This window comes from Rhizobium esperanzae (genome assembly GCF_002204185.1).
In the GTDB taxonomy this organism is placed as follows: Bacteria; Pseudomonadota; Alphaproteobacteria; order Rhizobiales; family Rhizobiaceae; genus Rhizobium; species Rhizobium esperanzae.
Genome location: NZ_MXPU01000009.1, coordinates 195,844 through 220,516 on the forward strand (window position 1 = coordinate 195,844; position 24,673 = coordinate 220,516).

Sequence of the window (24,673 nt, forward strand, 5' to 3'; positions counted from 1 at the left end):
ACAGCTGTCACCGAGGAGGGCAAGTGCGGATCATACATGCCGGGGCGATCCGCGCTCTCTAATGTGGAAATAAAGTGGTCAGGGGCATATGCGCTTTGATGATCGGAGATTTCAGCACGACGAAGCTGAAATATTTGTCGATGCCGACGTCCATGTCGGTGAGCCGCTCCATGATCGTCTGATATTCGTCGATGCCGGCCGTGACGAATTTCAACAGATAATCGTAGCCACCCGAAACGAGATGGCATTCGATCACCTGGTCGACCTTCTCGATCGCTGCAAGGAAGCGGGCGAAGTCGATCTGCCGATGGTTCTTCAGGGTGATTTCGGTGAACACGGTCAGTGTCTGCCCGAGTTTGCTGACATTGATCTGAGCCGAATAGCCTTCGATGTAGCCTTCGGATTGCAGCTTCTTCACCCGCATCAGGCAGGGGCTTGGCGACAGGTTGACCAGCTCGGCGAGTTCCACATTTGTGACGCGGCCATTCTTCTGCAGTTCGTAGAGAATTTTTATGTCGATCCTGTCGAGTTTCATCATCACATGCGCCTTCGCTTGCTCGAGATCGCCAAGGATGCAGCATATTATGCTGCAGCCTTCCAATATCGAGCTTAACACATCACCAAGGGCTGTCGACCGGATTGCGGGACATACCGAAGCATAAACGGCTAAGGGCCACCCGCTAACTCGGAATCTTCTGCTGTCGTCGGCTGATCTCCGGCAAAGTCGCAGCGGCGGATCCGCTAGACTGGCCCGAAACGGAGACCTCGCCATGCCCGCACCGCTCACGCGTGTCGACACCACACCGCAGCTGCCTGCTGCCGCCGATGCGGTGGTAATCGGAGGCGGCATCGTCGGCGTTTTCGCGGCTTATTATCTGGCGCGACGCGGATTGAAAGTCGCCCTCGTCGAAAAGGGCCTCATCGGGGCGGAACAGTCGAGCCGCAATTGGGGCTGGTGCCGGCAGCAGAACCGTGACGCCCGTGAATTGCCGATGGCGACGAAGAGCCTCGATCTGTGGGAGCAATTCGCAACCGAAACCGGCGAGGACACCGGCTTCCGCCGCTGCGGTCTCCTCTATCTCAGCAATAACGAGGAGGAACTTTCCGGCTGGGGCCGCTGGCGAGATTTCGCCCGATCGGTCGGCGTGACGACGCATATGCTGAGCGGCGCGGAGGCAACCGAACGCGGGCAGGCCACCGGCGCCGCGTGGAAAGGCGGAGTCTTTTCGCCGACCGACGGCACGGCCGACCCCGCAAACGCCGCGCCTGCGGTTGTGCGTGCGATCTTGAAGCTCGGCGGTACGGTGCATCAGTCCTGTGTTGCCCGCGGCATCGACATTGAGGGCGGCAGGCTTGCAGGTGTCGTAACGGAGCATGGAACGATCCGGACGAAAATCGCGATCCTGGCGGGCGGCGCATGGGCCTCCTCCTTCTGCCGCCAACTCGGCATTCGATTCCCGCAAGCTTCGATCCGCTCGTCGATCCTGTCAGTTTCGCCGGGAGCACCCGGCCTGCCGGATGCGCTGCATACATCAGCGGTATCGGTGACACGTCGCGGCGATGGCGGTTACACGCTGGCGATCAGCGGCCGCGGCCGCGTCGATCCCACGGCGCAGCAGTTTCGTTTCGCGCCGCAGTTCCTGCCGATGTTCGCCCGCCGCTGGCGGAGTCTGGCACCCGGCGGACTGGAGGGATGTCGCTCGGGCCATGAATCTCTGGCACGCTGGCGGCTCGACAGGCCGACGCCGATGGAGCGCAGGCGCATCCTCGACCCGGCGGTCGACCAGGCCACCATTGCCCTGACGCATTCACGGGCGCTCGAGCTGCTGCCTGCCTTGAAGAGCACCGAAATCAACGCCGCCTGGGCAGCCTATATCGACAGCACGCCGGACGGCGTGCCGGCGATCGGCGAAATCGCCACGCTTCCAGGTTTCATCCTCGCTGCGGGCTTCAGCGGCCACGGCTTCGGCATCGGACCCGGCGCCGGTCATCTGATCGCCGACATCGTCACCGGCGATGAGCCGATCGTCGATCCGCGGCCCTATCATCCCAGCCGCTTCACGGCCTCGGCCTGGGGCAAGGTCGCCGAGTTCTAGACCACCTCGCGCAAAAGCTGTGAAGGACGGGCCACTCAGGAGGCCAGGGCCATCCGCGATCTTGCGGCAAGCGAAGCCGCGCGGCCGTCGGCGGTCTGAAACCGGGAGATCCGCTCGTTCAGCAGTTCCACCTGCTGCCGCAGCCTGTGAATTTCGGCGGTGTTTTCCTCCACCATTGCGGCATTGTGCTGAGTGATATGCTCGATGTCACGAACGGCGCTGTTGACCTCGTCGATGCCTTTGTACTGCGTGCTGGTGGCAGTCGAGATGACCTGCACCAGGCCATTGATGGAGGTAAAATGCTCCATGATCGCCGAAAGCGCTTGGCCGGTCTCCTCGACGAGCCTGACGCCCGTGCCAACCTGCGATGCGCTGTTGGAGATCAGATCCTTGATTTCGCGGGCAGCCTTGGCGCAGCGCTGTGCAAGCTCGCGCACCTCCTGGGCTACGACTGCAAAACCTCTGCCCGCCTCTCCTGCCCGCGCCGCCTCGACGCCGGCATTGAGGGCGAGAAGATTGGTCTGAAAGGCGATCTCGTCGATCACGCCGATAATGCTGGAGACCTTCTCCGAAGAACGGTTGATGGCGTCCATGGCGTCGACGGCCTTGGCGACGACGGCCGCGGAATGCTCCGCCTGCCGGTGCGCTTCGGCGACGGAAAGCGATGTTTGGTGCGCGTTTTCGGCTGTCGTGCGAACGCTGACGGTGAGTTCGCCGAGCACACGTGAACTGTCTTCGAGGGCGGCCGCCTGTTGTTCCGTGCGCCGCGCCAGATCGTCGGCCGCGCCCGAAAGATTGGTGCTGCCCTCGGCGATTTCGTAGGTGGTGTTGCGAACCTCCGCAAGCGTCCGGCGAAGCGCATCGATCGCCTGGTTGTAGGTCCTGGCCATTGCGACATAATCGGCGGCCAGTTCCTCGCTCATCACGGCTGCGAGGTTGCCGTCGGCAAGCTTACCGAGCATGTCGGACAAGGCGTCCAGGGCCTCGCTCTGCTCGGCCTCGATGCGCGCCTGCTCGGCTGCGCGGCGGGCCTGCTCCTGTTCGTCCCGCGCCCTGTTCGCTTCAGCGACCTCTTCGAGCCTTGTCTTTTCCAGCGCCTGGTCGCGGAAGACGGTCACGGACCGGATCATATCGCCGATTTCGTCGCCGCGCTTGCCGTCGCCAATCGGAAAATTGAGATCGCCGGCGGCAAGTCTCGTCATCGTTTGGGTGATCCGCTTCAGCGGTCCGCGCAGCGTTTCGATCAGCATGAGGCCGCCGATGATCGCAAGCACCGTGCCCGCAATCATCGCCGCGAGCGACATTGTGGCCGAACGCTGGCTGATGTCCTTGCCGCTCTCCTGCGCGGTGCTGACGAATTGCTCCAGAGTATGGCTTGCCGCGGCCACGAGCTCGGTTGCCGTCCCCCTCTCTGCCCGCCACCGGTCTGCGATCGATATCAGAAGCGACGTGTCCTTTTCGATCGCGGCGAGAGATGGCTCGATCTTTTTCGCAAGATCCTGCAAGGCAGGGTTTTTCCCACTCAGGGGTACAAGCTGTGCGGCGCTTTCACGCAGCGCCTTGAGATCGGCGAGAACGGCGTCCCGCGCTTCGGCATCGACCCGCCTGTTCAGTTCACTCAGGTGCAGGCGCAGATCGTCGATCGATTTGAACGCGGCACTGACGATCGCCACCATCGAGCGAAGCGTGCCGATGTTAGCATCCATGCCGACAAAACGCTCGATAGCCGTATCCGCATTCCCTGAGGCGAGCTTTACGAACTTCTCCTCAAAGCCCTGCAGATCCTGGTCGACGGGGGCATAGCCGTCGAGCGTAAGGTCGGCGCTGTCCTTGGCCATCGCCGCGAGCCTGTCCAATACCGGCTTCAGCGCGGCAATCTGGCTTTGGGCCTTATCGGAGGCGACTGCGGCGCCCCCGCCGACCTCCTTGACGAGCGGCGGCAGGAGGCTGCCGAGAGCGCCGGTAATATCCGCGGGCGCAGTCGCCTGCGCCGTCGCCTTGCGCAATTTCGCAATGCGCTGGGCGATGTTCTTGTAGGCGGAGGCATCGAGCAGAAGCGCCCGGACAAAGGCTTCCTTTCCGCTCGCCTGGTCCTGAAGGACGTCAAGCTGCTTGCGGGCGGTCTGGCTTTCCTTGAAAAGCTGCGCCACAGCCGCGTCGATCACCTGTTCGGTATTTGCGCGCTCCTGTGCCACGGCCCAAAGCGCGTCGGCGCTCCCCTGCATCTTGCCGCCCAAGTCGCGCACCGCCGAGATCTGCTGCTTCTGGGATGGATCGATCAACATGGCATCGAGCGTCGCAGCGCCCTTCTCCTGATCGGAGATGCTGGCGATCAGTCGATCGCGCGTGGCCGCCGTCGGAAGATCGGTAAAGGCAGTCAGCGAGGATCGCAGCTGCTGGAAACTGGAAAGCGTATCGATCGTCTGCCGCGTCAGCGTCATCTGGCCTTTTAGCGTGCCGGCGGTGAAATAGCCGAAAAGCCCTATTCCCGCTATGAGAATGATCAGAGGCACCACGAAGAAAAGAACCTTCGTCACGATCCGCATACGCTGCAACAGTCGATCAATCAACGACATGAAATAATGGCCCCGCCCAGGAAGTTGGCTCTTTCTCCGTCACGTCCACCATGCAACAGCACATCTATGTGCGAATTGACCTTCGTCCCCAGCTGGCGGTGGCCGCGCTTGAGGCCATCACGATAGGCAGAACTCTTAAAAAAATGGTCAAGAGTGTCGAGTTTCGGCACATGTAAAATACGGAAGAGCGCCTGCAGCGTTCCAGTTTTGACACCCCTGCTTGGAGCGAAAAGGTGAACGGCATTTGCCGCTGCGAAAAGAAGGTTGCCTGGCGGGCCGGCATTTCGGCGCCGAGGACGCCGCCAGGCACAAATGACATTGGTTATGACAAAGCACCAAGCTACGACAGCCACGATCACAAAAAATGGCGATCAGGAGAAGGTTGATCGCTTCGGTTCCTCACCGGCATCATTGGCAATCAGGGCGCGCAATGCTGCCGCCACCGGCGTGCTAAGTATGGCAAGATCGCGAACCGTGCTCATGTGATCCCCGCCTGCGACGTGCGATGCCCGCACTTCGAGGCCTTGGACGGCAAGAACGTCCCTGAACGCATTTGCCTGTATTTTGAATGGATCAGTTTCCAGTTCGCCGGTCACGATAGCCACGCGCGTTGCAGGATCGTGCTCGTGACGCATCGGCGTAAACCGTCGCACCTCCTCGTCGCTCAAGGCGATCTCCTCACGCAGGAAAGACGTCTGCAGGGGCTCGAGATCGTATAGCCCGCCAAGCAGGAAAGCAGCAACTACGCCGGAAGGCGCCGGCGAGCGATGGAAGAGAAAGGTTGCAAGATGCGCACCGGCGGAGTGACCGCTGACGGAGAATTGCTTCGCTGTGGCGCCAAAATGATCGGCATGCGCCAGCAGGAAAGCCTTGGCTTTCAGGACCTGACCAACCAGGACGTCCATTCTCGCGCCGGGCATCAACGAATAATCGACGATGGCTGCGACCGCGCCAGCGCCGGTGATAGTCTCTGCGACGCAGGAATAATCCTCCTTGGAAAACATCCGCCAGTAGCCACCATGGATGAACATATGGATCGGCATGTCCGAACCGGCATTGCTTGGCACAAAGATGTCGAGCGTCTCCCCCGGCCCGGTTCCGTAGGCGATGTTGGCTTCCATTGTGACAGTGCGTCGCGTCACAAGGCTGCGGGCGCGAATATCGCCAACGATCTCGTCAAAATCTGCGACATGGTCACGAATGCGGAAGGGATCGGCGGCCACAGGTCCCTCCTCAGAAGCTCGTGGCGATGTACTTGGCTTCCATGAACTCTGCTATGCCGTGGTGCTGCCCACCTTCACGTCCGAGGCCGCTTTGCTTCACACCACCAAAAGGGGCAGCAGGATCGGAGACCAGTCCACGATTGAGCGCAATCATCCCGGCCTCAACCTTGCTGGCGACCCGCATGCCACGACCAATGTCGCGGGTATAGATGTAGGCGGCGAGGCCATATTCCGTATCGTTGGCGGCAGCGATGACTTCTGCCTCGCTCTCGAAGCGGTAGAGCGGCGCAACAGGACCGAAAATCTCCTCACAGCCGATGTCAGAGGCCGGGGAAACATCGACAAGCACCGTCGGCGGATAGAAAAAACCCCGTCCTGTCAATGTTCGTCCGCCGCAGAGAGCGCGCGCGCCGCGGGAAATGGCGTCCGCAACGAGGCGCTCGATCTTCTCCACCGCCTTGCGTGTGATCATCGGACCGCACTCGGTATGCGGATCTACGCCCGGGCCGACCCTGAGGGCGGCCATGCGTTGCGCAAACTTTTCCGCGAAGGCATCGTGGATACCGGACTGGACATAAATGCGGTTTGCAGCCGTGCAGGCCTCACCGGCATTGCGCATTTTCGCGACCATCAGCCCGTCGATCGCCGCGTCAATATCCGCGTCGTCGAAGACGATGAAAGGCGCGTTGCCGCCGAGTTCCATGGAGCAGGAGATGACGTTTTTCGCCGCTTCCGCCAGAAGGGTGCGGCCGACGCCCGTCGAGCCTGTAAAGGAGAGTTTTCGCACGCGCGGGTCGGCCAGCATGGCGGCGATGACTGGGCCAGGCGTCGATGTTGTCATCACGTTCACGACGCCCGGCGGCACCCCAGCCTCCTCGTAGAGAGCCGCAAGCGCATAGGCCGTCAACGGCGTCTCGCTCGCCGGCTTAAGGACGACGGTGCAGCCTGCGGCGAGGGCGGGCGCGATCTTGCGGGTCGCCATCGCGGCTGGGAAATTCCACGGTGTAATGAGAATGCAGACGCCGATAGGCTGGTAATCAACGACGATCCGATTTCCACCGGCCGGGGCGACGCCGAACTCACCAGAGATCCGTACCGCCTCCTCGGCGTTCCACCGAAAGAAGTCCGCAGCATAGGCGACTTCGCCGCGCGCGTCGGGCAACGCCTTTCCGTTCTCGAGCGAGATGAGCCTGGAAAGCACTTCGGAGCGCTCCACCATAAGTTCGAAACAGCGGCGCAGTATCTCCGAGCGCTTCCTCGGCGGAGTCTCGCGCCAGCTTTCCGCGGCGCTTGCCGCAGCCTTCACGGCCGCTGCCGCATCCGCAAGGGTCGCATCCGGAACGGCGGCAACGACCGCCTCCGTCGAGGGATCGATCACTTCGATCCGACCCTCGCTCACTGCCGGCCGCCAGGCACCGGCAATATAGAGGCCGCGGGAAAACGCGCTGAGGTCGAACGGGTCGTGGTCGGAATGGCGAGAATGCTGGTTGACGTTCATGATGATTTCCCAGGTCAGAGGGCAGAAGCGGCCAGGTCGCCGTCATAGGCGGCCCGAACCAGGCCGCGCATGGCGGTCGAATCGAGCGGGCGTGGGTTATTCTTGATCAGCCGGCCGATGCCGAGCGCCTGCTCGGCCGCCCAGTCGATCCGGTCTTCCGGCAGGCCGAGCCTGGCGAGCGTCGGCGCGATACCGATCGCGGCAAAGAGGCGGCTGACCTCGCCGATCGCCGCATCGGCAAGCGTCTCGTCGTCCTCTACTCCGGTGGCATCGAGGCCGAGCGCCCTACCGACAGCGGCAATTTCCGCGGCAGCGACGCGGCGATTATATGTCATCACATAGGGAAGCATGGTCGCCACCCCGAGCCCATGTGGCGTATGGGTCACGGCGCCGACCGGATATTGCACGGCATGGGCCGCAGCGGTGCCCGCGGTTCCGAAGGCGCAGCCCGCCGCGAGCGCGCCCATCATCACATCGGCGCGCGCGTCGAGGTCCGAGCCGTCGGTGAAGGCCTTTTCCAAACTCCGGCTGAGGAGCCGGATGGCATACAGCGCGAACTGGTCGGAAAGATCGCTCTTGCCGACAAAGACATGCTGCTGTGCAAGTTCCGGATCGCCGGGGCGGCGCATCGCCGTGAACGCTTCGATGGCATGCGTCAGCGCATCCGCACCAGCAACCGCCGTAAGCCCGGGCGGGCAGGATAAGGTGAGTTCCGGATCACAGATGGCCGCGGCGGCGATGAGATATGGGCTCGAAATGCCAACCTTCAGAGTACGATCGGGATCGGAAACAACCGCAACCGGTGTCACCTCGGAGCCGGTGCCTGCCGTGGTCGGCACGGCGATGACCGGCAGGACCGGTGCAGGCACCTTGAACTCACCATAGTAATCGGCGAGCGCGCCGCCATGGGAGAGCAGCAGTGAGGCGCACTTCGCCATATCGAGGCAACTGCCACCTCCGATGCCGATCACCATATCGGGATCAAAGCCGCGCGCGGCCTCAACGCAAACCGCGACTGTGTCGCGCGGCACGTCCGGCAGCGTCTGATCATGCACCAGTACAGCGATGCCGGCGGCTTCGACAGCGGCGATCATCTCCGCGAAGACGGGCGTTGCGGCAAAACGCTCGTCCGTGCATACCAGCGCGCGCCGGCCGGTCCTGCTGGCGACGCTCGCGAGCGCACGGCGCTGGCCGATGCCGAACAGGATCTCCCGCGGTAGCCTCAAGGCAGCAAACAGGCTCATGATCTTTGTCCCTCGAAGGCCAGAATGCGGGAGGGGGAAAGCGCATTGAGGTCTTCCCAGAGGCGCTGGTCGATCTCAAAACCGTTGCGGCTGGCGGCCGCACGTCGCTGGCGGGCGCGATCGCCCGGGATGAGAACCGGTTCGCCGGCCACCTCGGATGGTGACGCGCGCACGGCACTGAGATAGGCTGACAGCCGCGCCGGAAGCCCCGGCGCCAGGCTAGGCTCGATCAAGATGAAGACGTCGCCCTTGTTGGATGGCGAGTGGCTGTCGAGCGTGCCGCGCACTTCAGGTGCGAGCGCCGAACCTGCAAGGGCCGCAACCAGCAGCTCGATGGCAATGCCGAGGCCATACCCTTTCGCATCGCCGAACGGCGCAATCGCGCCGGCCTTGGCACGCCTCGGATCGGTCGTCGGCTTGCCGGCCGCATCGCGCGCCCATCCCTCGGGAATAGGCCTGCCGGTCGCCGCGTGATGATGGATCCTGCCCATCGGCACGATGCTGGTGGCAAGGTCGAGCACGAGAGGGTCCTCGGCGGTCGGAACGCCGATAGCGATGGGGTTAGTGCTAAGCATGGCCCGTGTACCGCCGAAGGGATGGACCAGCGCCTCGCTCGACGAGAGCGCGATGCCGACCAAACCCACAGCAGCGATGGCCTCAACATAATGCGCGAGCATACCGAGATGGTTCGCGTTGCGCACGACCACCAGGCCGATGCCAAGATCAGGAATATGAGGCGCCAGCCGCTCGATCGCAGCCATGGCGACGACGGGGCCAAGTCCCGCCGAACCCTCGACCTCCAGCACAGCATCCGCACGCCAGCGCTGTGTTCCCTTCGTTTGTGGGTCGACAACACCGCGCTCTATCCTTTCGACCAGGCGCGGAAGCCGGCTCAGCCCATGGGAGGGGTGCCCCTTCATCTCCGCCGTTACCAGGACGCGCGCCTGCAGTGCCGCATGGTCACGCGGTGCGCCATGCTCTTCCAGCAGGCGGCTGGCAAGCGCAAGGGCTGCCGTTTCGGAAACTTGCATGATTTTTCCTCCCTATATTAAATCGTATAGGATATATGATTGTCTTGGACGCAGCATCGTGCTAGCGATTGAACCTGTCAAGAGGCAGGCAGCAGATGATTTCGACGAGACTCAGAGAACCTTCCACGGGAACGACACAGATACCGCGCGCCAACAGCCTTGCCGTTGACGTCTACGAGGCAATCTTCAATCAACTCATGTCGTTGAAAATCGCGCCGGGCGCGCGCATCACGGTCGACAACCTGGTCAGGGAGTTCAACGTCTCCCACACCCCTATCCGCGAAGCTCTCGGCCGGCTTGAAGGCGAAGGCCTGGTCGTCAAGCAGCATCTCGTCGGCTACCGGGCTGCGCCCCAGATCACGCGCCATCGCTTCGACGAGCTCTATGAACTTCGTCTGCTGCTTGAACCTGCCGGCGCTGCGAAGGCGGCGCAAGCGATGGACGACGAAAAACTGGCCATCCTGACGGAGGCCGCAGGCGTGATGACGCGTAGCGACAACAGGGACGAGCGGGCGAACTATTCGGCCTTTGCCCGCAATGATGCTATTTTCCACGACCGCATCATGGAATTTGCCGGCAACGAGTTGATCCGGGAGATGCTGGCATTCCAGCACACGCATTTTCACATCTTCCGCCTGATGTTTCATCGCCGTGTCACCGAGGAGGCACTCGGCGAACATCAGACGCTGCTCGACGCCTTTGCGGCGCGCGACCCGGGCGCGGCTGGGAATGCAATGCGCATCCACATCGAACATTCGCGCGACCGCCTGTTGCCGGCGTTCGACGACATTTGATTCACCCGGCAGGCAAGAACGTGCCTGCCCGATCTGACAACGAGGAGGAGAACCCATGGCAGGCAAGAAAATCCTGATGCTCACCGGCGATTTCACCGAGGAGTACGAAATCTTCGTCTTTCAGCAGGCGATGGAGGCGGTCGGCCACACGGTGCACGTCGTTTGCCCTGACAAGAAGGCCGGCGACATACTCAGGACGTCGCTGCACGATTTCGAAGGCGATCAGACCTACACAGAAAAGCTTGGGCACAACGTCACCATCAACAAGACGTTTTCCGAAGCAGAGGACCAGCTCGACCAGTATCATGCCGTCTACTGCGCCGGCGGGCGCGGACCTGAATATATCCGCACTCACAAGCGCGTGCAGGCCATGGTGCGTCACTTCCACGAGCAGCGGAAGCCGATTTTCACCATCTGCCACGGGGTGCAGATCCTGATCGCGGTCGACGGTGTCGTTCGCGGCAAGAAAGTGGGTGCGCTTGGGGCCTGCGAGCCCGAGGTTACCCTGGCGGGCGGAACCTACATCGACCTCTCGCCAACCGAAGCCTATGTCGACGGCACGATGGTGTCGGCCAAGGGCTGGACGGCGCTCGCCGCCTTCATGCGCGAATGCCTGAAGGTGCTGGGAACGGAGATCCGCCACACCTGAGACGAGGCGCCAAAACACGAAAAGCTCCGGCAGTAACATTTTGCCGGGGCCTTTCATTACGCATCGCCTGCAATCACACTCCGCCGCGGTTCCAGCCGCGGCCACGGTCGCCGAACATTTCATAGCCGCCATCGGTGACGGCGAGCGTATCCTCCAGCTTGATGAAACCGCGCTTCGGGTGAAGCATCGTCGTCTCGACCGAGATCACACTGCCGGCTTCCAACGGCTTGTCGGCATCAACTCCCTCATAGGCAACGGGGTGGTTCGTCATGAGGAACGGCGCTTCGTGGCTGATGAGGCCCATGCCATGGCAGAAGAAGTCGGTGAAGGCCGCCGACGGCGACGCCTTGAGCTCGGCTTCCGCCGCCAAAATCATCTCACTGCCCGCAGCCCCTGCCCTGACCTTGGCAAAGGCCGCTTGCTGGATACATTCGACTTCGGCCAGAAGATCCTCCAACTCCGCATCCGGCTCGCCGAGCACACCCATGCGGCAGAGGTCACCGATATATCCGTGATAGTTGCCGCCGGAATCGATCGACAGGATTTCGCCCTCGGCCCAGGCCTGCGGCGAGCCCGCGCGATTGTGGCTGGCGCCGAGCGTCAGCAGGCAATATTCGAAGTGCAGCCCCCGGTTCGTTTCCTCCCGTCGCAGCTGCTCGATGATCTCCAGTTTCGTCGAGCCGGCGTGGGCCGCCGCGATCGTCGCCAGCATTGAGTCCGTGATCAGGTCGGAGGCGCGTCTGAGCTTTGCCAGTTCGTCCGGTGTCTTGACGGCCCTCAGACGCTCCAACACATGTGTTGCGTCGACAAACCGGGAGCCATCCAGCCGAGAGGCAAGGAGATCGCGCGCGTCGGACGGCAGGAAGGCCGGCTCGATGCCGATACGTCCACCGGTCTTGCCGATTTTCTTCAGGTGCTCGACGGCGAGCCCGGCTGCGTCCTGCGTGCCCCAAGTCGCCGTATGCACGGCGGGCGTCCAGAATGGATTGTTCTGGTGCTCAGCGCCTTCCATTCGGTTGCCCACATAGGCGGAGTGATCAGGCGCGCCTTTCTCATAAATCACCATCGGCAGGTACCGGCTATGCCCGATCGCGTCCATCGCGGCGAAGAAGATGAACTTATAGCCGCCCATGAGATATTGCGTGTTGTGTTTGGAAGTGGCGACGATGACGTCGATACCGGCTTCCTCCATAAGACGGTCGAGCTTGGCCGTATCGAACGGCGCCACGGCGGCCTGCCTTGTCTGCCCTGCATTGTCGTTCATTGTCTTTCCTCCCAGAAAATGAAGCCCGCCTCAGAGGCCCTGCGGCAGCAGGCGGAAATCCGGCAAATCACGAAGCGCAAGCTCCGGCCCCGCCGGTGAGTAGACGACGAACAGGAGCATCGGCCCGCCGCCAATGTTCTTCGTCGAATGGAAGCGACCTTCTGGAATATAGATCGTGCAGCCGCTGGCGACCTTCTGCGTCATCGGATTGCCGTTCTCGTCCTCGACCATCTGCTCGCCCTCGCCGGAAATCACGAAAATGATTTCCTCTGCACCCGGATGATTGTGGCGAGAATGGCCCTCGCCGCTTGGCAGTTCGACGACGCCCCCGGAAAAGCGGCTGGCGCCGTTGACCTCGGGCGCCACGGTCAGCGACAGCCTGCCCCAGTCGAAACCGAAGGCGCTCACATCCTTGGGATAGATGAAGTAATTGTCCTTTGCCATGAAACGGCCTCCTCGATGACCTTCCTCAGACGACCGCGCTAGTTGCGATCGCCTTGAAATCTTCCGTCTGCTTGCGGATTGCAGCCTCTGCCGGCAGGCGCTCCATCGAGCTTGCACCATAGAAGCCGTGGCAGCCAGCACACCGCTCGAGGACGTAGCGGGCATCCTCCGGCATGGAGATGGGACCGCCGTGGCAGAGCACGATGACGTCGTCGCGCACGGACCGCGCCGCCGTGGCAATCGCGGCGATCTCGTCAACGCAGTCATCGAGCGACTTGCCGGATGTGGCGCCGATCGTGCCGCCGGTCGTTACCCCCATATGTGCCACGATAATGTCGGCGCCGGCGGCCGTCATGGCGATTGCCTCGCTCTCGTTGAACACATAGGGTGTCGTCAGCAGGTCGAGTTCGTGGGCGGTCGCGATCATCTCGATCTCCAGATTGTAGCTCATGCCTGTCTCCTCGAAGCTCTGCCGCATCCGGCCGTCGAAGAGGCCGATCGTAGGGAAGTTCTGTACACCCGAGAAGCCCATGGCCTTCAGCTCGGCGAGGAAGCGCGGCATCAGCACGAACGGATCCGTGCCGTTAACGCCGGCGAGCACCGGCGTCTTTTTCACGACCGGCAAAACTTCGAGCGCCATATCCTTCACGATCTCGTTGGCGTTGCCGTAGGCCAGCAGTCCGGCAGCCGAACCGCGTCCCGCCATGCGGTAGCGTCCAGAATTGTAGATAATGATGAGGTCGATGCCGCCCGCCTCCTCGGCCTTGGCGGAGATGCCGGTGCCGGCGCCGCCGCCGACGATCGGCACGCCGGCTGCGATCATGCCGTGGAATTTTTCAAGGATGGACTTGCGCGGTATGGCTGGCATCGATTTGTCTCTCACGGGTTGGCGATGTCACGATAGGCCGCGACGGCGGCATCTGCGAAGCGCGGGTCGTTGATATGGAGCGGCAGGCGAACAATGCGCCGCAACGCCGTCGGCTTCACCGTCGCCTCAAGCGCGGCAAAGAGCGCGGCGTCGGCTTCCGGGTCGAAGAACACACCGCCTTCAACATCGAGAGCGGAGACGCCCTTTTCGGGAATGAGGAAGCGTACGGGGCCCCGGCAGAGATTGAGCTTGTTGCCGATCCAACGACCAATTTCCGCGCATTCGGCCGAGGTCGTGCGCATCAAGGTAACGTTAGGGTTGTGCCGGTAAAACAGCCGACCGGCATAGCGCTGCGGGACAGTCTCCGGCGCCCAGAAATTCACCATATCGAGCGCGCCAGCCGAGCCGACATATGGCAGGCCCGTGCGGGCAATCGCGTCGAAACGGTCTGCGGTGGCAGGCAAGACGCCTCCGAAAAGCAGATCGCAGACCTCGGTCGTCGTGATATCGAGCACGCCTGAGATCAGACCGCTGTCGGCAAGCTTCTCCATCGCCCGCCCGCCCGTGCCGGTAGCGTGGAAGACCAGGCAGTCATAGTCTGCCCGCAGGCGCTCGACCATGGCTGATACGGCAGGTGTGGTCACGCCGAACATGGTAAGCCCGAGCGCCGGTTTGGATGCAGTCACCTCAGCCGGCCGGCGGGACATGGCCGTGATCGCCTGGGCTGCGTTGTGAAGGATGACGCGGCTGAGCCGGTTCAAGCCCGCCATGTCCGTGACCGAGGGCATCATCACGATGTCAGATACATCGACATAGGGAGCAACATTGCCGGAGGCGAGCGTCGAGACCATGATCTTTGGCAGGCCGAGCCGCAATTGGCGCATGCCCGCAGTGATGATCGAGGTGCCCCCGCCTCCGCCGATGCCGATGATGCCGGCGATGTCCCGGCGCTCCACGAGGAATCGCGCGAAGGCAATGCCCATCGCTTCGACCGCCCTTCCGCGGTCCTCGCAGTCAAGGACGGCTCCAGCACCCTCGGGATGGCATGCGGCAACCGTATCGGCCGCCACATCGACGGCGGTCCGAGGCTCACGGATGCCGACGTCGACGCGCACGACCGCACCGCCCGCCGCTTCGGTGCAAGCGGCGAGATATGCAAGCTCCTCACCCTTCGTGTCAGCTGTGCCGACAACGTAGATCCGCTTCATTTCCCCTCCGAGACCGGGTGGGTTTCCTCCCAGCATATCTCACGCGGGCAAGCGACGGCCCCTTGCAAATTTTTGAGACGCGCGTATCATAAAGATATGGATGTCTCACGTCAACAGAACGAAACAGCGAGGACCGAGCGAGGCCCGCGTGCCCGCACGCGAAAACTGATGCTCGAAACCGCAACACGGCTGATGCAGTCCGGCATCATTCCGTCGGTAAGTGAAGTGGCCGAGGCCGCCGAAGTGTCGCGCGCAACCGCCTACCGCTACTTTCCGAGCCAAGCCGCGCTCGTGCATGCCGTGGTCGATGAGGCTCTGGGACCGATACTCGGCTGGTCGTCAGACAGTCCGGATGCACGCACGCGCGTTGCCGACCTTTTGGCAACCGCGATGCCGCGCATCGACGAGTTCGAGGCCACCTTCAAGGCGGCGCTGAAACTTTCGCTAGATCAATGGGCGCAGCGCCAGGCGGGCACGCTCGGCAATGAGCCGCTGTTCAAGCGGGGCCACCGGGTGGACCTGCTGAAATGCGTGACAGCGCCCCTGCAGGGCACCGTGCCGCCTGAATCCCGCGAACGCCTCGCTCAGGCGCTTTCGCTCGTCTTCGGCGTCGAGGTGCTGATCGTGTTGAAGGATATATGGGGCCTCACCTCCGAAAGCGCGCAGTCTGTTGCCGAGTGGGCCGCTAAGGCGCTCGTTGACAGCGCACTACGGGAGACGGAGAGCAGAGTATGATGTGGCAGCCCCAAACTGGTTCGACCAGATGAAGTGATATTGTTTTGCATCGTGGTCGCGGTTGGCAACGCGAAATGTGAGGGTGCCCGACATGACTGCATGATTGCCTCTTCTGCGAGCGGATATCCGGAGGTCGGGAACAGGCCTCGTTGATGGAGCTCTCCAAGAGTCGCCCTTGACGATAATGGCATTTGGTACTACCAGAACAGGAAAATAACATTCAGGCTTGAGATCTGAAACGCGCTACCGGTCGGGGAGGACCCTAGCACGAAAACCACCCAGGAGGATCGAGAAGCCGGATCGGGAGGCCCGCGACGACGCGGGAAGCGTGCATAAATGGGAGGAAACGTTATGCGCAAAATTATGGCCGGCCTCGTTGCCGGTGTCGGATTGATGTGGGCCTGCGGAACGTCCGCCCAGGCCCAGGAACTGACGATTTTCTGGGCCGAGTGGGACCCGGCAAATTACCTTCAGGAACTGGCGAACGAATACGAGGCTGAAACCGGCGTCAAGGTCACTGTCGAGACCACACCTTGGGCCGACTTTCAGACCAAGGCCTTCACCGAATTCAACGCAAAGGGCTCAGCCTACGACCTGGTCGTCGGCGACAGCCAGTGGATCGGGGCGGCGTCGGAAGCAGGACATTACGTCGATCTGACCGATTTTTTCACCAAGCACAATCTGACCCAGGTGATGGCTCCGGCCACGGTGAAATACTATTCCGAGTATCCAGCGAACTCGAAAAAGTACTGGTCAATCCCCGCAGAAGGTGATGCCGTCGGCTGGTCCTACCGCAAAGACTGGTTCGAAGATCCCAAGGAGATGGAGGCGTTCAAGGCCAAATACGGTTACGAACTCGGCCCGCCGAAGACTTGGGCCCAGATGCGCGACATCGCCGAGTTCTTCCACCGTCCGGACCAGAAGCGCTACGGCATCGCCATCTATACCGACAATTCTTATGACGGTCTCGTCATGGGGGTCGAAAACGCGATCTTCTCGTTTGGAGGCGAACTCGGCGACTACCAGAACTACAAGGTTGACGGCATCATCAACTCGGACAAGAACGTGAAGGCGCTCGAGCTCTATCGCGAGCTCTACGGCTTTACGCCTCCGGGCTGGGCCAAGTCCTTCTTCGTCGAGAACAACCAGGCAATCACCGAGAACCTGGCGGCGATGAGCATGAATTATTTTGCCTTCTTCCCGGCTTTGGTGAACGAGGCGTCGAATCCGAACGCCAAGGTTACCGGCTTCTTTGCCAATCCGGCAGGCCCGAATGGCGAACAGTTCGCAGCACTCGGCGGCCAGGGCATATCGGTCATCTCGTACTCAAAAAACCAGGAAGAGGCGATGAAATTCCTCGAATGGTTCATCAAGGACGAGACCCAGAAGCGCTGGGCTGAACTCGGCGGCTACACGGCAAGCGCCAAAGTGCTTGAATCCCCGGAATTCCAGACTGCCACGCCCTATAATAAGGCCTTCTACGAGACCATGTTCAAGGTCAAGGATTTCTGGGCAACACCTGAATATGCCGAACTGCTGATCCAGGCGAACCAGCGCATTTATCCCTTCGTCACTGCCGGTCAAGGCACGGCAAAGGAAGCGCTCGACGCTCTGGCGGCGGACTGGAACGCGACCTTCAAGAAATACGGACGCGGCAAATAGCAGTGCGATCAGAGGAGGGGCCAGCCGCCCCTCCCACTGCATTGTGCATCTGGCGCCGAAGGGCGTGGTTCGAGAGGGCGCGGCGCCAGGCATTCACTTCGCGCATCGTGATGCCTCGGCATCCGGCGCCGAACTCTCGGAGGAGGAGAGATTGGCCACCGCAGTCATGACATCGTTGGACACAAAATCACGTGCCGCATCGCGCGGCATGAGCGACATCCGCATTCGCAATCTGTTCATTATTCCGACGATCCTGTTCCTGATCGTCTTCAACATCTTTCCGCTGATCTATTCACTCGGCTATTCCTTCACCGATTTCCGCGCCTCGTCGAACGCGCCGGCCAGCTTCGTCGGCCTGCAAAACTACCGCGAGTTGCTGAACGACCCGTTCATCTGGTCTAATTTCGCCATCACCGCAAAATATGTGATCGTCTCTGTGACGGGGCAGGTGATCGTCGGCTTCGGCACTGCGATGCTCCTCAACCGCGATATTCCGCTGAAGGGTCTTCTGACGACACTGCTGCTGCTGCCGATGATGCTCTCGATGGCGGTGGTCGGGCTCTTCTGGAAGCTGCTCTACGATCCCTCCTTTGGCATCATCAACTACACGCTCGGCCTTGGCTCCTTCGAGTGGCTGTCCAATCCGGATGTGGCACTTTATGCGGTCGCCATCACGGACATCTGGATGTGGTCGCCCTTTGTGATGCTGCTGTCGCTCGCCGGCCTGTCGGCCGTGCCAAAGCACCTCTACGAGGCAGCGGCGATCGACCGGGCAGGACCGTTCTATACCTTCTTCCGCATCACACTGCCGCTGGTGGCGCCGATCCTGATGATCGCGATCATCTTCCGTACGATGGAAGCCTTCAAGACCTTCGACCTTGCTTACATCCTGACCAGCCAGCCGACGACCGAGGTGATCTCCATCCGGCTCTACAAGATGGCCTTCCAGGAATGGCAGACGGGGCGGTCCTGCGCGCTTGCCTATATCGTGCTCATCATGATTCTCGCCATCACCAACATCTACGTCAAGTACCTCAACAAAGTGAAGGAGCGCTGAGATGGCTGCCGTCCAAACCCGCTCCGAACGCGCGCTGAACCGGGTAGCGATAGCCGCCGTGTTGGTCATCACGCTGATCTTCCTGGCCCCGATCTACTGGATCACCGCGACGGCCTTCAAGCCGCGCAACCTCGCCACCACCATTCCGCCGACGGTGCTCTTCGAGCCCGAACTCTCGCCCTTCGTCAAACTCTTCACCAAGCGCTCGCAACTGCGCGGGGTGCCGACCCCTGAAGAATACGCCGCCGCCCCCTGGTGGGAGCGGATGGTATTTGACGGCGGCGAAAAGATCGTGCGTTCCGGCCGCGGCGAAGTGCAGCCATCCGGTTATCCGAACCGCTTCATGAACTCGCTGATCGTGGCGATCACGTCCACTGTGCTAGCCGTCGGCATGGGAACCTTCACAGCCTACGGCTTCTCGCGTTTCAGGGTGAAGGGAGAAGCCGACCTTCTCTTCTTCATCCTGTCGACGCGCATGTTGCCGCCGGTCGTCGTGGCGATCCCGATGTTCCTCATGTACCGTGCCGTCGGTCTCAACGACACCCATTGGGGCCTCGTCATACTCTACACCGCCTTCAACCTTTCCTTCTCGGTTTGGCTGATGAAGGGTTTCATCGACGAGATCCCGAAGGAATACGAGGAGGCCGCGCTCGTCGACGGCTACACGCGGATGGAGGCCTTTTTCAAGATCGTCATCCCGGAAGCGGCGACCGGCATCGCCGCGACCGCCGTCTTCTGCTTCATCACGGCCTGGAACGAGTATGCGTTTGCGCTGATCATGACGAACCGGCGCGCACAGACCGCCCCACCTTTCATTCCGAGCCAGGTCGGCTCCGGCCTGCCGGATTGGACGGTCATTGCGGCCGGTACGTTCCTGTTCCTTCTGCCGGTCGCGATATTCACCTTCCTGCTCAGGAACCATCTCCTGCGCGGCATGAGCTTCGGAGCGATCCGCAAATGACCTTTCGCGCCTTCAACCAGAAATATCTCGAGCCTGGTTCGCAGTATCTGATGATCTTGGGCATCATCGCGCTCTGCCAGCCCTGGAACCTGTTTCTGCATCGCTACGGCATGACGATGACGCTCGTAGGATTGATCGCCTTCATGGTGACGACCAAAATCCCCCGGGACACGCAACCAGACGAAAGCAGCCATTCATGACGCAGATTGAACTACGCGCCATCCAGAAATATTTCGGTGCAGTCCAGGTCATCAAAGACCTCAATCTCGCCATTGGCGACAACGAATTCATCGTGTTGCTCGGCCAATCGGGCTGCGGCAAGACGACGACACTGCGCGCCGTCGCGGGCCTGGAGACGATCGACGAAGGCGACATCCTGATCGACGGGCAACCGGTGCAGCATATCAAGGCATCCGGCCGGGACATCGCCATGGTGTTCCAATCCTTCTCGCTCTATCCGCACATGACGGTTTATGAAAACATTGCCTTCCCGCTCCGCGCTACCCGGATGAGCCGCGCCGATGTCGATAAGGCGGTTCGAGAGATTGCTGCCGTGCTGCGCATCACCGGTTTGCTGGCCCGCAAGCCTTCAGCGCTGTCGGGGGGCGACATGCAGCGGGTCGCAATCGGCCGCGCGCTGGTGCGACGCCCCAAAGCCATGCTGATGGACGAGCCGATCGGTGCGCTGGACGCGAAGCTGCGAGAGGAGATGCGGGCGGAAATCAAACGGCTCCATATCAAGCAGGGTTCAACCACCATCTACGTGACGCATGACCAGGTGGAGGCCATGTCGCTCGCTGACCGCATCGTCATCATGCATGAGGGCATTCTCCAGCAGGTCGGCACGCCGGAAGAGGTATACGGGCAACCCGCCAATATGTTCGTCGCGCAGTTCGTTGGCAGCCCCGTCATGAACATGGCGCCGGCGATCGTCAGCGAAACCGGCGGCCGCACGAGTGTGCAGGTCAGCGCCGGCACAACGGGCTTCGAGTTCCCCGCCGTACTGGCCAACCGCCTCTCTGACGCCCGGGCCGAGAACGGCCAGCTGACACTCGGGGTTCGGCCGGAGGGCGTGATCGTTTCACGGGAGGCGCGTGAGGGATTTGTGCCGGTCGAGGCGCATATTATCGAACCGCTCGGCTCGCACGACATCGTGGACCTGAAGGTCGGCCACCAGATGATCAGAGCACGAACCAAAAGCGGTTTCGTACCCGGTTCAGGGCAAGCCGTCTGGGCGCGCATCGACCCCGCTCAGGCACATTTCTTCAACACGGCAACCGGTTCATCGCTTGGGATTAGACTCTGATGGCGCATATCGAACTCAAGGGCATCACCAAGACTTTCGGCAACCACACGGCACTAAAAAACCTGAATCTCGACATCGCTGACGGCGAGTTCTTTGTGCTGCTCGGGCAGACCGGCGCCGGCAAGACAACGACGCTTCGCCTGATCGCCGGCCTCGAAAAGCCGACGGCAGGCCAGATCTACATCGACGGGCACGACGTCGCCGACTGGGGCGCCGCCGAGCGAGACGTGGCTCTGGTGCTCCAGCAGTACTCGCTTTACCCGCGCTATACGGTGCGGGAGAACCTGGAATTCCCATTAAAATCCCGTATCCGCCGCGTTGAGCCCCAGGAAATCAAGGAACGCGTCGCGCGGGTTGCGAAGACCCTGCGCATTGAGCATCTGCTCGACCGCAAGACGGACCGGTTGTCGGGAGGCGAGATGCAGCGCGTATCGATCGGCCGTGCCATCGTCCGCAAGCCGCGCGTGTTCCTGATGGACGAGCCGCTTTCGGCGCTCGACGCGAAGCTTCGCGAAGCACTCCGCACCGAGTTGAAGAACCTGCAGATGAACCTCGGCGCGACCTTCCTCTTCGTCACCCACGACCAGATCGAGGCCATGTCGATGGGCGACAAAATCGGCGTCCTGAACAACGGTCAACTGGTGCAGACCGGGACACCGCAGGAAATCTACCGTAACCCGGTCAACACCTTCGTCGCGCGCGCGGTCGGTTCACCGCCGATGAATCTGATTACCGGTACGCTTGCCGGCGGCGAGGCACTGGCCAGCGAGGGCTATCGGCTGCCGCTCGGCAACGGCCACGCGATCGCGACAGACGGCCGTCCGCTCACCTTCGGCATCCGCCCGGAGGACATCTTCCTCGACAGCGGTGCGCCGGGGGAAGCACGGGTACACGACGTGGAAAACCATGGCGTCGAAAAGATCGTGACGCTACGCACCGGCGAGAAGTTCATCCACGCGACCGTACCGACGCAGACGGTGCTTCGGATCGAGGATACGGTTCGCTTTTCGTGGAACCCGGAAAAGGTCATTCTGTTTGACGCGGGAAGCGGAGTGAGCCTACGGCATGCGGTCTGACCGGATCTGTGCAAAAGATCGCAATGGCTCTGCGGCAGTTCAGCGGTGGCCGCCCTTCCTCGTCGCATGGCGTTATGCCGGAAAGCGCCGGCGGTAGTGCTCTATCACTTCGGGATTGCGTAAATTGACGGGCAAGTCGCCCTTGATGACACGCAGCGCTTCGCTGGCCGCGCCTGTTCCCATGCGCATCATGCTCTCTTCCGTCAGACCAGCCAGATGCGGAGTGACGATGACGTTGGGGAAGCCGAAATAGGGATGATCGAGCGGCAGCGGTTGTGTTGCAAAGACATCGAGCGCAGCTCCGCCGATGCGACCGTCGCGCAAGGCCTCGATGAGTGCCGCGTCATCGACCACGGGGCCGCGCGAGACGTTGACCAGAATGGCCCCGGGCTTCATGCGACCGATGCGTCGGGCATTGAGCAAACCAGTTGTCTCCGGCGTCAGCGGGCAGCAGAGCACGACGACGTCGGCGCTGGCGACAAGCTCGTCGAGTGCCAGGAAGCGCGCGCCTTCAGGCACGCTTTCGGAAGACCGGCTCGTGGCGACCACCTCCAGGCCAAAGCCGAACTTCGCAATCTTGAAGATCGCCTTGCCGACATTGCCCATGCCGACGATGCCCATAGTGCGGCCGCCGAGGTCGACGGCCGTATCCGACTGGGCGCGGGCCGCTGCCCAGCCGTTCTGATGCAGTTCAAGGTCCATTTGGCGGAAGCGCCTCAGCAGAGCCAGTGTCACAAGGAAGACGTGTTCGGCGACAGTCGACGCATTGACAGCAGGCACGTTGGCGACAAGCACGCCGGCGCGGGTCGCCGCCTCCATGGGCACCATGTCGAGGCCGGCACCATGGCGGATCGCTGCGCGAAGCGCCGGCGAATTCTCAAAGAAGGCCGGCGGGATTGGCGCGCGCACGATGACAATGGCCGCGCCGCGCCCTTCTCGCAGCAAGGTTTCGGGATCGGGCGCGGAAGCAACGCGCAGATCACCCGCCACCTCAAGCATGGCCTTGGCCGCGGGGTGCAGGGGATGTGTGGAAAAGATGAAGCTCATCGGCCCTCCCGCCGGTTACGCCTGTCCGGCTGCCGCCGCTGGACCGCCGATGAGACCCTTCCAATAGCTTTCCGCACCTTGAAGATGCGCGCTCATCAGCGCCTGGGCGAGATTGCCGTCTCGGGCAAGCAGCGCCTCGTAGATGCGGATATGCTCCTCATGCGAGCGCCGGCTTCGGGCGGCATCGGCAAAATAGATCGGCAGCCGGTGCTCTCCCATGACGTAATAGACGCTGCACACCCGATAGAAGACGCTGTTCTTGGTGGCTCGGACGATCTCCAGATGGAAATCCCTGTCCTCGCGCGCCAGCCCCTCGCCCGCGGCAAGCTTCGCCTCGGACGCCGCGAGTATATCGCGCAAGCGCTTGTAATTCTCCTCCGTCGCCCGACTGCAGGCGAGTTCCGCGGCCTTGATCTCATGGATCTTGCGAAGCTCTACGGTCTCGTAGATCAGGATGGGATCAAGCGGAACACCGGCGCGGGCAAAAAGCGCCATTGCCTCCACGCTGGCCTCCGTGGTCGTCAGATAGATGCCCGACTTGGCTCGACGCTCCACGATGCGCATTGCCTCCAGGATGGCCAGTGCCTCGCGAATTTGGCCGCGGCTAACGGTGAAATGTTCCGCAAGTTCGCGCTCCGATGGCGTGCGGCCGTTGCCGCTCGAGTTAGAAAAAAGGTGTGCGGCGAGATCCGAGAGGAGGGAATTTTCTTTCATCGTCACTGTCTTTGCGCGTGAGTCTCCAGGACCCGCTGATTGATCGTGAAGCCCAGGCCAGGTCTGTCCGGGACCTCTATCATACCGTCCTTCACCGACACCGTGTCCTCGACAAGATCATGGATCATCGGATTTGCGCCGAGGGAATATTCGACGACGAAGCTTGCCGGGGAAGCCGCGCACAAGTGCAGGCCGGAGAAGAAGCAGGGCGCACCAGCCCAAAGATGCGGTGCGAAACGCACGTTGAAGGCGCTGGCGAGTGAACTGATGCGCATCGCCTCGGTGATGCCGCCGCAGAAGGCGGGATCCGGCTGGAAAATGTCGGCGGCCCGAAGCATGGCAAGATCTCGAAAGGCAAAACGCGTCGCCTCGCTCTCGCCGGCAGCGATCGGCACGTTCCCGGTCGCGCGAACCTCCGCCATGCCAGGCTTGTCATCGGCGATCACCGGCTCCTCGAACCAGGCGAGGTCGCAATCAGCAACCATTTGGATGAAGCGCTTCGCTTCGGCAACAGTATAGGTGCCGTGCGCATCGACCATCAAGTCGACGTCTGGGCCGACCGCTTTGCGAGCCGCCCGCACGCGTGCTGCCGAGGCATGCGGCGCACGATCCATCGCGCCGACGCGCATCTTGACGGACTTGAAACCGCCAGCCGAGATATAGGACCGGAGTTGCTCGCCTATCCTCTCCGCACTCTCCCAACCACCCGAGGCATAGGCGGGCAACCTGTCCGCCTTACGGCCACCTAGCAGCTTCCAGACCGGGACGCCGAGCGACTTGCCGAGAATGTCCCAGAGTGCGATATCAACCGCGCTGATTGCCGCAACGGAAAGGCCGCGTCGCGCGATCTCGGGCATCGCGTGACCCGAAGTCGCCGCCGTCTCGTGGCGTACGCCGTTGTAGAGCATCTCCCATATGGAGGAGATGTCGGCAGGATCGCGGCCGATGAGCTTCGGCCCTACCTCATGATTGATCAAGTGTACCAGCGTGCCATAGGTGCCCGCACTGCCCGCGGCATTCTTGCCCTCTCCCCAGCCCACGATGCCGTCGTTCGTTTCGATACGCAGGATCGCAGCATCGAAGGTCGTCAGTCGGCCGAAGTCGCTGCGGTGCTGACGGCTCGCCTCGATGGGAATCTTAACCCACCAGGCTTCTACGGTCTTAATACGCATGTCTCGGATCCCCGCTCCTCACGGCCGCCCGCGGGTCGCGCGGCGTAT

23 protein-coding genes are annotated in these 24,673 nt (G+C 61.9%); 10 read left to right on the forward strand and 13 right to left on the reverse strand.

Going from position 1 to position 24,673, the window contains the following annotated elements:
* Nucleotides 1-58 precede the first annotated feature (58 nt).
* Nucleotides 59-535 (reverse strand): Lrp/AsnC family transcriptional regulator, encoded by a 477-nt coding sequence (locus tag B5E41_RS15720; protein WP_004679019.1) that lies wholly within the window; start codon nt 533-535, stop codon nt 59-61.
* 235 nt (nt 536-770) lie between these two features.
* Between B5E41_RS15720 and B5E41_RS15725 the strand changes: the two genes are divergently transcribed.
* Nucleotides 771-2,096, forward strand: coding sequence for an NAD(P)/FAD-dependent oxidoreductase (locus B5E41_RS15725; protein ID WP_088395027.1), 1,326 nt, complete (start codon nt 771-773; stop codon nt 2,094-2,096).
* 35 nt (nt 2,097-2,131) lie between these two features.
* Here B5E41_RS15725 and B5E41_RS15730 read toward each other — a convergent pair whose 3' ends face one another.
* The 5 genes from B5E41_RS15730 to B5E41_RS15750 all read right to left on the reverse strand — a co-directional run bounded on the left by B5E41_RS15730 (nt 2,132) and on the right by B5E41_RS15750 (nt 9,668).
* Nucleotides 2,132-4,672, reverse strand: a complete 2,541-nt coding sequence (locus B5E41_RS15730; RefSeq protein WP_088395029.1) for a methyl-accepting chemotaxis protein — start codon at nt 4,670-4,672, stop codon at nt 2,132-2,134.
* A 371-nt stretch (nt 4,673-5,043) separates the two neighbouring features.
* On the reverse strand, nt 5,044-5,895 hold the full coding sequence (locus tag B5E41_RS15735; protein ID WP_088395031.1) for an alpha/beta hydrolase: 852 nt from the start codon (nt 5,893-5,895) through the stop codon (nt 5,044-5,046).
* Nucleotides 5,896-5,905: 10 nt separating this feature from the next.
* Nucleotides 5,906-7,393: an NAD-dependent succinate-semialdehyde dehydrogenase gene (locus B5E41_RS15740; protein ID WP_088395033.1), complete on the reverse strand. Its 1,488-nt coding sequence runs from the start codon at nt 7,391-7,393 to the stop codon at nt 5,906-5,908.
* A 14-nt stretch (nt 7,394-7,407) separates the two neighbouring features.
* Nucleotides 7,408-8,637 (reverse strand): iron-containing alcohol dehydrogenase, encoded by a 1,230-nt coding sequence (locus B5E41_RS15745; RefSeq protein ID WP_088395035.1) that lies wholly within the window; start codon nt 8,635-8,637, stop codon nt 7,408-7,410.
* Nucleotides 8,634-9,668 (reverse strand): Ldh family oxidoreductase, encoded by a 1,035-nt coding sequence (locus B5E41_RS15750; protein WP_088395037.1) that lies wholly within the window; start codon nt 9,666-9,668, stop codon nt 8,634-8,636. The genes B5E41_RS15745 and B5E41_RS15750 overlap by 4 nt, the downstream gene beginning before the upstream one ends.
* A gap of 95 nt (nt 9,669-9,763) precedes the next feature.
* Between B5E41_RS15750 and B5E41_RS15755 the strand changes: the two genes are divergently transcribed.
* Together B5E41_RS15755 and B5E41_RS15760 are read left to right on the forward strand one after the other, a co-directional pair.
* Nucleotides 9,764-10,462, forward strand: coding sequence for a GntR family transcriptional regulator (locus B5E41_RS15755; RefSeq protein ID WP_088395039.1), 699 nt, complete (start codon nt 9,764-9,766; stop codon nt 10,460-10,462).
* 55 nt (nt 10,463-10,517) lie between these two features.
* The gene (locus B5E41_RS15760; RefSeq protein WP_088395041.1) at nt 10,518-11,111 is read left to right on the forward strand and encodes a DJ-1/PfpI family protein; all 594 of its coding nucleotides are present in this window, start codon (nt 10,518-10,520) and stop codon (nt 11,109-11,111) included.
* A 73-nt stretch (nt 11,112-11,184) separates the two neighbouring features.
* Here the strand turns inward: B5E41_RS15760 and B5E41_RS15765 are convergent, their stop codons facing one another.
* The 4 genes from B5E41_RS15765 to B5E41_RS15780 are packed head-to-tail and all read right to left on the reverse strand — an operon-like array spanning nt 11,185 to nt 14,895.
* Nucleotides 11,185-12,375, reverse strand: a complete 1,191-nt coding sequence (locus B5E41_RS15765) for a M24 family metallopeptidase (RefSeq protein ID WP_088395043.1) — start codon at nt 12,373-12,375, stop codon at nt 11,185-11,187.
* Nucleotides 12,376-12,405: 30 nt separating this feature from the next.
* Complete coding sequence (locus tag B5E41_RS15770) at nt 12,406-12,819, reverse strand: cupin domain-containing protein (RefSeq protein WP_088395045.1); 414 nt, start codon at nt 12,817-12,819, stop codon at nt 12,406-12,408.
* 25 nt (nt 12,820-12,844) lie between these two features.
* The gene (locus B5E41_RS15775) at nt 12,845-13,687 is read right to left on the reverse strand and encodes a phosphoenolpyruvate hydrolase family protein (RefSeq protein WP_088395047.1); all 843 of its coding nucleotides are present in this window, start codon (nt 13,685-13,687) and stop codon (nt 12,845-12,847) included.
* Between the two features lie 11 nt (nt 13,688-13,698).
* The gene (locus B5E41_RS15780; RefSeq protein WP_088395049.1) at nt 13,699-14,895 is read right to left on the reverse strand and encodes a Tm-1-like ATP-binding domain-containing protein; all 1,197 of its coding nucleotides are present in this window, start codon (nt 14,893-14,895) and stop codon (nt 13,699-13,701) included.
* A 96-nt stretch (nt 14,896-14,991) separates the two neighbouring features.
* Between B5E41_RS15780 and B5E41_RS15785 the strand changes: the two genes are divergently transcribed.
* The 7 genes from B5E41_RS15785 (at nt 14,992) to B5E41_RS15820 (ending at nt 21,692) form a co-directional block, all read left to right on the forward strand.
* Nucleotides 14,992-15,630 (forward strand): TetR/AcrR family transcriptional regulator, encoded by a 639-nt coding sequence (locus B5E41_RS15785; protein ID WP_176439404.1) that lies wholly within the window; start codon nt 14,992-14,994, stop codon nt 15,628-15,630.
* A 351-nt stretch (nt 15,631-15,981) separates the two neighbouring features.
* Nucleotides 15,982-17,292 (forward strand): ABC transporter substrate-binding protein, encoded by a 1,311-nt coding sequence (locus B5E41_RS15790; protein WP_088395053.1) that lies wholly within the window; start codon nt 15,982-15,984, stop codon nt 17,290-17,292.
* Between the two features lie 151 nt (nt 17,293-17,443).
* Nucleotides 17,444-18,349, forward strand: a complete 906-nt coding sequence (locus tag B5E41_RS15800) for a carbohydrate ABC transporter permease (RefSeq protein ID WP_088395055.1) — start codon at nt 17,444-17,446, stop codon at nt 18,347-18,349.
* 1 nt (nt 18,350) lies between these two features.
* Nucleotides 18,351-19,310, forward strand: a complete 960-nt coding sequence (locus tag B5E41_RS15805) for a carbohydrate ABC transporter permease (protein WP_088395057.1) — start codon at nt 18,351-18,353, stop codon at nt 19,308-19,310.
* Nucleotides 19,307-19,510: a hypothetical protein gene (locus B5E41_RS15810; RefSeq protein ID WP_088395060.1), complete on the forward strand. Its 204-nt coding sequence runs from the start codon at nt 19,307-19,309 to the stop codon at nt 19,508-19,510. The genes B5E41_RS15805 and B5E41_RS15810 overlap by 4 nt, the downstream gene beginning before the upstream one ends.
* On the forward strand, nt 19,507-20,616 hold the full coding sequence (locus B5E41_RS15815; protein WP_088395062.1) for an ABC transporter ATP-binding protein: 1,110 nt from the start codon (nt 19,507-19,509) through the stop codon (nt 20,614-20,616). Before B5E41_RS15810 ends, B5E41_RS15815 begins: the two co-directional genes overlap by 4 nt.
* Nucleotides 20,616-21,692 carry an ABC transporter ATP-binding protein gene (locus B5E41_RS15820; protein WP_088395064.1) on the forward strand — a complete coding sequence of 359 codons (1,077 nt, stop codon included), beginning with the start codon at nt 20,616-20,618 and terminating at the stop codon, nt 21,690-21,692. Before B5E41_RS15815 ends, B5E41_RS15820 begins: the two co-directional genes overlap by 1 nt.
* 72 nt (nt 21,693-21,764) lie before the next feature.
* On the opposite strand, the gene B5E41_RS15825 is transcribed toward B5E41_RS15820, so the two are convergent.
* Genes B5E41_RS15825 through B5E41_RS15835 form a run of 3 tightly spaced genes read right to left on the reverse strand, consistent with a single transcriptional unit; the run spans nt 21,765 to nt 24,625 of the window.
* Entirely contained in the window at nt 21,765-22,739 is a 975-nt protein-coding gene (locus B5E41_RS15825) for a hydroxyacid dehydrogenase (RefSeq protein ID WP_088395066.1), read from the reverse strand.
* A gap of 15 nt (nt 22,740-22,754) precedes the next feature.
* Complete coding sequence (locus tag B5E41_RS15830; RefSeq protein ID WP_088395068.1) at nt 22,755-23,453, reverse strand: FadR/GntR family transcriptional regulator; 699 nt, start codon at nt 23,451-23,453, stop codon at nt 22,755-22,757.
* Between the two features lie 2 nt (nt 23,454-23,455).
* Nucleotides 23,456-24,625, reverse strand: a complete 1,170-nt coding sequence (locus tag B5E41_RS15835) for a mandelate racemase/muconate lactonizing enzyme family protein (protein ID WP_088395070.1) — start codon at nt 24,623-24,625, stop codon at nt 23,456-23,458.
* Nucleotides 24,626-24,673 lie beyond the last annotated feature (48 nt).